Annotated in this window: 8 protein-coding genes; 4 read left to right on the top strand and 4 right to left on the bottom strand. The window is 71.8% G+C overall.

Annotated elements, in window-relative coordinates; all coding sequences use genetic code 11:
* The 4 genes from VGR37_18285 to VGR37_18300 form a co-directional block, all read right to left on the bottom strand.
* Window positions 1–477 (bottom strand): tetratricopeptide repeat protein (locus VGR37_18285; GenBank protein HEV2149357.1); only part of this gene is annotated, 477 nt, incomplete at its 3' end.
* Complete coding sequence (locus VGR37_18290; GenBank protein ID HEV2149358.1) at window positions 474–1,607, bottom strand: DUF4331 family protein; 1,134 nt, start codon at window positions 1,605–1,607, stop codon at window positions 474–476. The genes VGR37_18285 and VGR37_18290, both read right to left, overlap by 4 nt.
* A gap of 178 nt (window positions 1,608–1,785) precedes the next feature.
* A complete protein-coding gene (locus VGR37_18295; GenBank protein HEV2149359.1) occupies window positions 1,786–2,286 on the bottom strand; it encodes a hypothetical protein in 501 nt (166 codons plus the stop codon).
* 106 nt (window positions 2,287–2,392) lie between these two features.
* Entirely contained in the window at window positions 2,393–3,688 is a 1,296-nt protein-coding gene (locus VGR37_18300) for a phospholipase D-like domain-containing protein (GenBank protein ID HEV2149360.1), read from the bottom strand.
* A 189-nt stretch (window positions 3,689–3,877) separates the two neighbouring features.
* Between VGR37_18300 and VGR37_18305 the strand changes: the two genes are divergently transcribed.
* The 4 genes from VGR37_18305 (at window position 3,878) to VGR37_18320 (ending at window position 9,957) form a co-directional block, all read left to right on the top strand.
* Complete coding sequence (locus VGR37_18305; GenBank protein ID HEV2149361.1) at window positions 3,878–5,098, top strand: ROK family transcriptional regulator; 1,221 nt, start codon at window positions 3,878–3,880, stop codon at window positions 5,096–5,098.
* Window positions 5,099–5,575: 477 nt separating this feature from the next.
* Window positions 5,576–6,805 (top strand): kelch repeat-containing protein, encoded by a 1,230-nt coding sequence (locus VGR37_18310; protein ID HEV2149362.1) that lies wholly within the window; start codon window positions 5,576–5,578, stop codon window positions 6,803–6,805.
* A 46-nt stretch (window positions 6,806–6,851) separates the two neighbouring features.
* Window positions 6,852–7,976: a serine hydrolase domain-containing protein gene (locus VGR37_18315; GenBank protein HEV2149363.1), complete on the top strand. Its 1,125-nt coding sequence runs from the start codon at window positions 6,852–6,854 to the stop codon at window positions 7,974–7,976.
* A 109-nt stretch (window positions 7,977–8,085) separates the two neighbouring features.
* The gene (locus VGR37_18320; protein ID HEV2149364.1) at window positions 8,086–9,957 is read left to right on the top strand and encodes a hypothetical protein; all 1,872 of its coding nucleotides are present in this window, start codon (window positions 8,086–8,088) and stop codon (window positions 9,955–9,957) included.
* The last annotated feature ends 292 nt before the right edge of the window (window positions 9,958–10,249 follow it).

A 10,249-nucleotide genomic window follows, 5' to 3' on the forward strand; every position in this document is an offset into this window, starting at 1 on the left:
GCGGAGCGCCCACTCCGCCCGCTCGTAGCGTCCCGACGCCATCGCCGCGTCGAAGAGCGCGCCCAGCGCGGGAGCATCCGACGGGTCCTCCCCCACCGCCCGCTCCGCCGCCGTGAGGGCCTCCGCGAACTCGTGCTGCGCGAGGTGGATGCTCGACAGGCGGGCGAGCGCTCCGGCGGGATCGGGCGAGACGTCCACCGCCCGGCGGGCCACGGCCTCCGCCCGCCGCACGTCTGCCTCGTCCGCCGCGAGCCGGTAGCGGAGCACGTACCTTTCCGCCAGGTGGCCGGCGGCCAGGAAGTTCTCCGGATCGCCGGCCAGCCGCCGCTCGAAGAAGTCGATGCTGCGCGACAGCGCGGCCACCTCGGCCCCGGCGTCCCCGGGCGACACGCCTCCCGGCCCGGCGGCCTGGACCGCGAGCGCGGTCCCCGCCGCGACGAGGGCCCCCGCTGCGAGGAGCGCGCGGTGCCGCCTCACCGGGTGTGCGGGGGAGCGAGGAACGGGAAGGTGTCCAGGAACGGCCTGTCGTTGGAGTCCACGTGGTCGTCGTTGAGCTTCTGGTTCTGGTCGAAGATGGTCATCAGGTTCGCGGTGATGACGTCGTCCGCGGGCGCCCGCCCGTTGGGGTACTGCGTGGGGCGCGAGGTGTCGATCGTCAGGATGTCGGGGAGCACCATGTCCGCGATCTTCGCCGCCTCCGCGCGCGGCTGCCCGAACTCGACGAGCTTCGCTACCACCTCGTCGCGGTAGCGCCGGGTGTCGCCGGCGGGGGCGGCGCGGTTGTACTCCGGGGTCTGCGGCTTGGGGATGAAGACCACCGCGTTGCCCGGGATGCCGTGCCGGTCCACCTGCTGGTAGACCAGGCCCGCTCCCTCCCGGCCCGTGTCCTTGCGGACGGCCACCCGCTGCGAGCCCGCCGGCCGGCTGACGGTGCCCCAGAGCCCGAGCTTCGGGCCGCCCCCGAGGGCCGAGAGGGGGACCTCGACCGCCAGCGCGAGGACGTTGGTCCCCGCGAAGGTGTCCATTCCCGGCTGGCGGAAGCTGTCGGCCTTCCCGGCGACGATCTGCTGGTAGCGCGCAAAGTCGAAGAAGAACGGGTCGTCGCGGACCCCCGCGAACACCGTGAGCCCCCCGCCCGAAGCGGTGCGGGCGTCTCCGGTGGACGTGAACGGGACCGACACCACGTCGCCCCCGGGGAGGAGCCGGCTCGACGTGCCGGCCGTGACCGGCGCCAGGGGGCCGCGGAAGTGGATCCTCTGGTCCGCTCCGGAGCCCGTGACGCGCGCCTGGATCACCCGGTCCTCCACCGCGTCGCCGTCGGTGTCCAGCTTGAGCTCGTAGAGGAGCCCCGGATCGAACGACACGCTCCCGGCCTCGGCGGGCGGGATGAAGCCGTGCACGTTCATGACCAGCACCAGGCTCCCCGGGTCCGTCGGGCTGCGGAAGGCGTACACGTCCGCGATGTCGATGGCGGGGTTGTCCGTGGTGACGGGTCCGTCCTTGTGGTCCGAGGCAACCAGGCCCCCGGCCGCGAGCGCTCCGAGCAGGAGCAGGAAAACCGGCGCGGCGGCGCGAGTGCGCCCGTCCAGCGGGAAGGGAGCGGCCATGATGCCTCCGGACGACGGGTGAGCGGGAACCGGCCGGCGGACCCGGGATCCACCGGGATAAACGGTCCGCGGGAGGCACGCACGCACTGTACCAACCCTGGACAGGCCAGCCCGGGGATGTAGGGCCGGTGCATCGGCCGGAGAGTGGACGGAGGTCTTCGTGGGGGTGTCCGCGCGCTCACCCCACGGACGGCAGGGTCCTCCAGTCGCTCACAAGGGCGTCGATGCATTCGGGCCAGCGGCCCTGCGCTTCGTAGGTGGGCCGGTGGAAGCCCCGGAGCGAGGCCTTGGTCGAGAGGGAGAGCGACGTGTCGATGCGGGCGACGGCCTCGAAGGCGAGCGGGCTGTCCCCGTCGTGCATCTCGCGGACGTAGCTCCAGAGGGCCTGACGGAGGAGGTAGTGCTCGCGGAAGACGAGCGCCTCCGGGAACCCGTCCGCCAGCCGCTCTTCGCCGTGGCGCGCGGCCGTGTGGAGCATCTGCCGGACACGCTCCTCCCGACGGCCCTCCCCGAGCGCCACCTCCGTCACGTGCAGGATCAGCTCCCCGAAGTGATCGGTGCGGCGGGCCTCCGGGAGGAGCATCCACGGGTCCTCATCCCTGACGACCGTGTGGAAGCGCCCCAGGATGGCGGGGATGTTTTCCTGGATGCCGGTGCGGATCTCGTCGAGAGCGCTCACGTGGTTCTCCTCTTCCTGCGCGGATGCAGGCCGCAGCCTGTGCACCCGTGGACCGCAAGAAGCTTTCCGAGGCCGGACCGGGAACCCGGACCGGGGCGCTCCGGCGTCAGAGGAGAGGCGCGACGAGCAGCGCGGCCCGCTCCTTCATGCGCTCGAACACGGAGCGCCCCCGCAGCGACTCCGCGCTGACCTCCTTCGCGTGCCGCAGGTCGGCCAGGAAGACCGCCTCCAGCCGGGCGGCGAAGCGCTCGTCCGCCACGGCCAGCGCCACCTCCTCGTTGAGCGCCATGGAGCGCGTGTCGAAGTTGATGGTCCCCACCAGCGACCACGCCCCGTCCACCACCATGGTCTTCGCGTGCACCATGGTGGGCTCGTACTCGTAGATCCGGACGCCGGCGTCGAGCAGCTCCTCGTAGTGCGCGCGCCCGGCATAGTAGGCGGAGCGGCGGTCCGTGTTGAGCCCGGGGGTGAGGACCCGCACGTCCACCCCGCGCCCCGCCGCCTCGCAGAGCAGGCCGCGCAGGTTCTCGTCCGGGACGAAGTACGCGTTGGTGACGTACAGGCGCTGCCGCGCCCCGGCGATGGTGAGGACGAAGGCCCGCTCCGCCGTGGTGCTCCCCAGGCTCGGCGAGCAGAAGGTGATCCCCGCGCGGCGGACGTCGGCGTCGCCCCCGCCGTCGCCCCCGCCCTCGCGCGCGAAGATGCCGCCGCCCAGGAGCAGGTCGCCCGTGGCCTCCGCCCAGTTGGTCACGAACGCTCCCTGGAGCCGGTCCACCACGGGCCCCTCCACGCGCACGTGCGTGTCGCGCCACTGGCCGGGGTGCCGTCCGTCGCCGCTCCAGTCGTCGTCGATCCCGAAGCCCCCCGTGTAGCCGACGCAGCCGTCCACCACCACCGCGCGGACGTGGCTGCGCTGCTGGACCTTGTACAGCGTCTCCCAGCGCAGCGGCCGGTACACCGCCACCTCGACCCCCGCCGCGGTGAGCGACCGGACGTAGTCCTCGCCCAGCCCGTACGAGCCGAAGTAGTCCAGCAGCACCAGCACCCGCACGCCGGCCCGCGCCCGTTCGGCCAGGACGTCGTGGAGGACGTCGGCCAGCTTCCCCGGCTTGTACCAGAAGATCTGCAGCGCGATGAGGCGCCGCGCGGCCCGGAGGTCCGCGAAGAGGCGGGGGAAGAGCTCGTCGCCGTTGCAGAGCAGCTCGACGCGGGCGGAGTCGGAGAACCGCGTGCCCGTCAGGTCCGAGTAGCGCTCCAGGAAGAGCGGGGTCCCGGCCCTCACCTCCTCGGGGTCCTCCCCCAGCAGGCGGATCTCCCGGATCGCCGTCCCCTGCATCAGGTACTGCTTGGTGAGGAGCAGGAGGAAGCCCAGCAGGGAGAGGAGGAGGATCGTGCTGATCATGCCGGCTCCAGGCTTTTCCCGGTCGAGGGTCGGCAGGGGCGTCTCCGGTCGCGTGCGGCGGGGGCGCCGGGTGCAACTTCCACGCCCCGCGCGGCCGGGTCCCTTGCCGTGGCGGGCCGCGACCGTGAAGCTTGTCGGGGGACGGCGCCGGGTGGGCCGGCGGCGGGGTCCGGACGGAAAGGAGGAGGGATGCGGAAGATCAACACTCGCGACTTCCGGCGGGCCACGCGCTCCACGCCGCGCGAGGTGAACCGGCAGATCGCCCTGAACCTGGTCCGCGAGCACCAGCCCGTCTCGCGCGCCGACCTGGCGCGGCGCATGGGGCTGAGCCGGGGGATGGTGACCCTGCTGGTGGGCGAGCTGATCGAGGAGGGCCTCGTCTACGAGGGGGATGCCGGCGACGCCCCGCGCGGCCGCAAGCCCACCATGCTCTACCTGCGGACCGGGGACCGGCTGGTGATCGCCGCGGACGTGCGCTTCAGCCGCAGCTACGTGATGCTCGGCGACCTGGCGGGGACGCAGCTCGCGCTGGAGACCTTCCGCACGATCTTCGATCCCGCGGAGCTGATCGCCGAGCTCGCGGCGCGGATCCGGCGGCTCGTCCGCGCGCACGGCGCCGGGGGGCGCATCGAGGGGGTGGGGCTGGTGGTGCCCGGCACGGTCGACCGGGTCACCGGGCGGGTGCTGCGGTCGCCACAGATGGGGTGGACCGACGTGGAGGTGCGCGAGCCTCTCGCGCGGGCCACGGGGCTCCCCGTGACCATCGAGAACGCGCCCATCGCCTGCGCCCTGGCGCAGATGTGGCTGGGGGAGCGGGGCGGCGACGGCGGGGGGAGCTTCGTGTACGTGACGGTGTCCGACGGCGTGGGCGCCGGGATCGTGATGGACGGGCAGGTGGTGCGGGGGCACGACCAGGCCGCCGGGGAGTTCGGCCACGTCCCCCTGGACCCGGAGGGCCCGCTCTGCCTGTGCGGCTCGCGGGGGTGCTTCGAGGCGTACACCTCCAACCTCGCCACCCTCACCCGCTACCTGGGCCACGAGCCGTCGCCGCGCAAAGCGAGGGCGCTGCTGGAGGAAACCGAGCTCACCGTGCCGGAGCTGGTGGCGCGGGCGCGCGCCGGGGACGAGCGGGCGCGGCGGGCCGTGGAGGAGACGGGCCGCTACCTGGGGATGGGGCTGGCGATGATCGTCAACGGCCTCAACCCCGCGCGGATCGTCGTGGGCGGCGAGATCACCGCCGCCTGGGACCTGATCGAGCCGCTGGTGCGCGCCGGGATCACGTCCCGCGCGCTGACGCCGGCCGCCGCCGCCACCCCCATCATCCCCGAGCTGGCGAGCACGTACCCGCGGCTGCGCGGGGCCGCCGCCCTGGTGGCCGCCCCGCTCTTCGCCGCGCCGGTCATCGCCTGAGGCGCGTACGCCCTCAAGCCCAGACGCGTGCGGAGCGTCGGGGGGGGCCTTGAACCGAGGGTGGTGACTGCTTGCCCACGAAGGCGGGAATGGGGGGCATCCACTCCAGCCGTTCCAGGGTTTGCCCCAGGATCCTTGCCAGTCGGTGAGAGAAAGAGCACGTTTCAGCGACGACGAGTGGGCGTTCGTCTCGCGCGCTCCGGCGCTCCGTGGCGGACGATGCCGGACGATCTGCCGCCCGGGAAGATGGTCTGCCGCGAGGAGAGGTTCATGCGGTTCTCGACATCGATCCCTACGCTCGCAATCGCCCTGGTCGCATCGATCGTTGTGGCCGCGTGCGGGGAGAGCGACCCGACTACCCTGCTCGACCAGCCTGGGGAACCGTCGTTGTAAGTGCTTGCTGACGCGATGCGGTTGGGCCACGCCACCCGATGGTTGGCGTGAGCATCGAATCGATGAACCTCCCTGGAGAGTGTTATGAAACCCGCAATCACGCTGGTGGCTGTTGTGTTGTCGGCTGCCGCCCTCCTGGCATGCGACAAAGACCCGGTTGGACGGAGCGGTGATCCGCAGCTCACACTTTCCGCGGACAGCGTCACCGTGGACGTAGGCGCTTCCGCTTCGGTAACCGCCACGGTACTCAACACCCGTGAGGAGGCACAGTTCGTCTCTCGTGACCCGGGTGTGGCTACCGTGAACGCCAGCGGCGCGATCAGCGGCGTTGCGGTCGGCTCGACGTACGTGGTCGCTACGCTCTCCAACCGCGCGGACGTGCGTGACTCCGTTCGCGTTCGCGTGCGGGTCCCGGTCGACGGCGAATGGGGGCTCCGGGCCCAATTGATCGAGAACAACTCTGAGTTCGCCCTCGCCGAAGCGAACGGCAAGCTCTACCTCCTCGGCGGCTATCCCCCTTCCCGGCAGACGGCCCGCACGGTGCAGGTCTACGACATCGCGAGCGACCGCTGGCAGCTCGGACCGCAGCTCCCGCAGCCCAACAACCACGGGATGGCGGCCGCCGTCAATGGAAAGATCTACCTGATCGGTGGCCAAACCACGGATGATCAACAGGGCGCCACGGCTGTCAACACGGTGTACGAGCTGGATCCCGCGACGGGTGCATGGGTCGAGAAGGCAAAGATGCCCACGGCGCGCAGCGGGGGCGTGGCCGTCGCGCACGGCGGCAAGATCTACGTCGCCGGGGGGCGCGTGCCGCGCGGAAGCGACTTCGCCGTCTACGACCCGGCGGCCGATCGGTGGGAGGTGCTGCCGAATCTACCTTCCCAGCGCAATCACATAACCGGTGCGGCGATCAATGGCCGCATCCACGTGGTCGGCGGGCGTCTCGGCAACGGTTTGTCGCCCCTGAAATCGGATGCGCACGAAGTCTTCGACCCGCAGACGCGGACCTGGACGACCGCAGCCCCCATGCTGCGCGGCCGCAGCGGGATGAACGGGGTCATGGCCCGGGGCTGCTTCCACGTCTGGGGCGGCGAGGCACCGACCGGCATGACCCCCGACCATGACTACTACGATCCTCGGACCAACCAGTGGTCGAGCCTCCGCAACATGCCCATCCCCGTTCACGGGGTCGTCGGGTCGGCCTTCGTGAACGGGCTGATCTGGGTAACCGGCGGCGGCACCGGGCTCGGTGGCGGCTCCGGCAGCCTGCATAACCAAACCTACCGGCCGGCGGTGAGCTGCGAGTGACACCGTCTCCGTCCCAGATCGGGAACTGCTGAACACGGAGGACCCGATGCGGATCGTTGCTGCCCTGACCCTGCTGGCCTGCGTCGCGTGCGGCGCTGGCGAGCCCACCAGACCCGGAGCGGATGCCGCCCAGGCGGCGAGCGACTCGGCCTTCGTGGCCGCGCTCCGCGCGCAGCTCGCGGCCGACACGGAGGCTGGCCAGTTCTCCGGCGCCGTGCTCGTCGCCCGCGACGGGCGCACGCTGTTCGAGGGCGCCTACGGCCTCGCGGATCGGGAGCGGGGCGTCCCGAACACGACGCTCACGCAGTTCCGCGTCGGGTCGATGTACAAGATGCTGACCGCGGTCGCGGCGCTGCAGTTCGTGCAGGCCGGAACGCTGCGCCTCGACGCGCCGCTCGGCACATACCTCCCGGACTACCCCAACGCGGAGGTGAGATCGAAGGTGACGCCTCACCACCTGCTCACCCACACCGGCGGCACGGGCGACATCTTCGGGCCGCAGTTCATGGCGCACCGGTCCGAGCTCCGCAACACGGAGGATTACCTCCGGCTCTACGGCACGCGCGGGCTGCAGTTCGAGCCGGGGACGCAGTGGAAGTACAGCAACTACGGCTTCCTGCTCCTCGGCGCCCTCATCGAGCGAGTGAGCGGGACGAGCTACGACGACCACGTCGCGGCGCGCGTGCTCGCGCCGGCGGGGATGACGGCGACCAGCACGGCGCCCGAGGACTCGCTCGTGCCCGGGCGGGCGGTCGGCTACACGCGACAGCTGGTGCCCGGCGCGCTCGTGTCGAACGCGCCGACGCTGCCGTACCGCGGCACGCCCGCGGGGGGCGGGTACTCCACCGTGGGGGACTTCGCGCGCTTCGCCGTCGCGGTTCGGGAGCGCCGACTCCTGGATTCGGCGCACACGACGCTGCTCCTGGCCGGGAAGGTCGCGGCCGGCCAGGGGACGCAGTACGCGTACGGGTTCATCGACCGCGTCGTGGGCGGGCGGCGATTCGTCGGGCACAGCGGGGGCGCGGCGGGGATGAGCGGCGTCCTCGAGTTCGAGCCGAACGGCGGGTACGTGGTCGTCGTGTTGTCGAACTTCGACCCGCCCGCGGCGACACAGGTGGCGACCTTCATCCGCGACCGCCTGCCGGCCACGCCCGCGGGAGGCGGCAATTGACGGCAGCGAAGATCATCCTGGCGCTCTCATTCGCAGGCGTCACCGGGCAGGCCGCACACGCCCGAGCGCCGGCCCCATCATCCCCATGCGCCATGACTCGGAGGCCGCTATGCGCCGTGCCCTGCTGCTCCCCGCGCTTGTCGTCGCGCTGATCGTCGGCTGCGATGGCGGCGCACCCGTAGAACCGACGCGGCCGGTCCACGTGACCTCCGTCGATACGCTCCGTCCCGGGCAGATCGGCCACGTCCGCGGCTCCGGCCTCAAGAACCTGCGCTCGCTCCTGCTGGACGGCGTGGCAGCGACGGAGCTCGTCGCCCGCTCCGACAGCGTCGCCGAGTTCCGGGTGCCGTCCATGCGCGCCTGCGAGACCGACATGCGCGCGGTGAAGGTGTCGGCGGAGGGGTCGGCGCCGATCGGCGCGATCGTGCGCGTCCCGCCGAGCGTCTCGCTGCGCCCGGCCGAGTCACGCGTCCTCACGCAGGATGACCTGCGCTGTCTGCGCCTCCCCGCGGCCGACGAGGACTACGTGCTGAGCGCCGCTAACCTGGCGATCCCGACGGCGGGGGTGGAGTTCGAGCGGATGCTGGTCTCCGTCCGCCTCCTCGGCACCGGTGACGCCACCGCCTCGACGCTCGCATCGGCCGACGCACGCGGATCGCTCGCACCCTTCTCCGCACGCGGTGCCGGCACGCCGCTGGAGCCTGCGATGCCCGAACGGGCCGCGCTGACGGGCAAGTACTCGCAGGCGCCGGTACCCTTCGACCCCCGCTATGCGACGGCGGTCGCCGGGGACACGCTGCGCTTCGTCGACTGGTACTCCGGGAGGCCGGACATTTGCCATCAGCCGGCGGAATCGGTGCCTAGCTTCCAGGCGAAGGTCGTCGCCGTCTCCGGACAGGTCGCCGTCGTCGTCGATCTGCGGCACCCGTCGGCCGCGGCGTACCTCGACCCGGCGAAGCTCGGCTGGCTGCGCGATGCGGCGGCGATGACGGACCGATGGCTGCTGCCGACGATGCGCTCGGTCTTCGATGCCGACTACCTGCCTCCCGCCGGGGGCGGCGGCCGCTTCTACCTGCTGCTCGGCTTCATGCCCGCCGCTTTCCAGTCCTTTGCCGGCTACGCCTACGACGGACCGCTGCCGACCGTGAACGTCGCGAGCCAGGCGAGCTGCCCGCGTGCCTCCGAGATGGTGGTCAGCCTCCTCAACCCCGATTGGTTCGCGCAGCCGCAGTACCAGAACGCGAACTGGGCGGCGGGCCTGTTCCTTCACGAGTACGCCCACAACGCCGACCTGCTGACCAGCCGCCGTGGCCGCATTGCCGGCATCCTGGGCGAGGGGCTGGCCACGCTCGCGGAGGAGACGGCCAGCCGCATCGCCTCGGGGCAGCCGCTCCACGCGCGTCACTCGGGCGTCGGCAGCGACGCACCAGCGGGGGTCCACGGCGGCGCGCACGGCATGTGGGGCACACGGCCGGAGCTCGGGCCCTGGCAGCACAATGGCCGCTACGGCGCGAATGCGCGCATGCTCCTCTTCCTGCGCGAGCTGGCGGGCGAGGCGTCGGTCGACCACGGGCGCCGGCCGACGCTGTACCAGCGCCTCATCTACGCGCCGATCGACTGGAACAACCGACCAGCGGTCATCGCCCACATCACCTCCGTGCTCGGCGTCGACTACGCCGACCTGATCGACCGGCAGACGCTCGCGAGCGTCACCGCCGGGCTCATCGACCCCGGCGTCGTGCACGAGCTGCCGCGCTACACCTCGTGGGACCACTCCGAGCGTGCGCGTCTGTCGGGCCCGCTTTCCGGGGGTTTCCCCGGCCGCCCCAGCCGCCGCGTCGGCGGCGAACACACCCTCGCGGCCGCGGACGGCGGCCACGCGGCGCTGTACCTGATGGGAGACGGGCCACGCGGGATCTCGCTGGAACTCGTGTCGATGGCGCCGACGGCGCGCATCGTCCGGCTGACCCGGCTGCGCTGAGCGGCTGCCCCGGCTACTTCGCCGCCTCCCATGACATGCCAGATACACCGAATGGAGGGCGGGAAGGGGGCCACCAGCAAGGCGATCCACTTCCAGCTCCGGCCGGATCCGCTGGCGAGGTAGTACGAAGCGCGAAAGCGATCGTAACCCGAAGGGCGGAGACGGCAACAGGAGTATCGTTGCCAGCTCCGTTCGCGCTGCAACGGTCGTATCGTTGATACGCGAATAGAGCGCGGTCCGGCCCCGGCCGGGACGTCTCTTTCGACTAGAGTATTGCAAATCGAACTTACTG

Source organism: Longimicrobiaceae bacterium (assembly GCA_035936415.1).
Taxonomy (GTDB): domain Bacteria; phylum Gemmatimonadota; class Gemmatimonadetes; order Longimicrobiales; family Longimicrobiaceae; genus JAFAYN01.

Excerpts from the sequence above, each read along its gene's own strand:
- VGR37_18290 (HEV2149358.1), bottom strand. The coding sequence starts at position 1,607 with ATGGCCGCTCCCTTCCCGCTGGACGGGCGCACTCGCGCCGCCGCGCCG.
- VGR37_18300 (HEV2149360.1), bottom strand. The coding sequence starts at position 3,688 with ATGATCAGCACGATCCTCCTCCTCTCCCTGCTGGGCTTCCTCCTGCTC.
- VGR37_18305 (HEV2149361.1), top strand. The coding sequence starts at position 3,878 with ATGCGGAAGATCAACACTCGCGACTTCCGGCGGGCCACGCGCTCCACG.
- VGR37_18310 (HEV2149362.1), top strand. The coding sequence starts at position 5,576 with ATGAAACCCGCAATCACGCTGGTGGCTGTTGTGTTGTCGGCTGCCGCC.
- VGR37_18315 (HEV2149363.1), top strand. The coding sequence starts at position 6,852 with ATGCGGATCGTTGCTGCCCTGACCCTGCTGGCCTGCGTCGCGTGCGGC.
- VGR37_18320 (HEV2149364.1), top strand. The coding sequence starts at position 8,086 with ATGCGCCGTGCCCTGCTGCTCCCCGCGCTTGTCGTCGCGCTGATCGTC.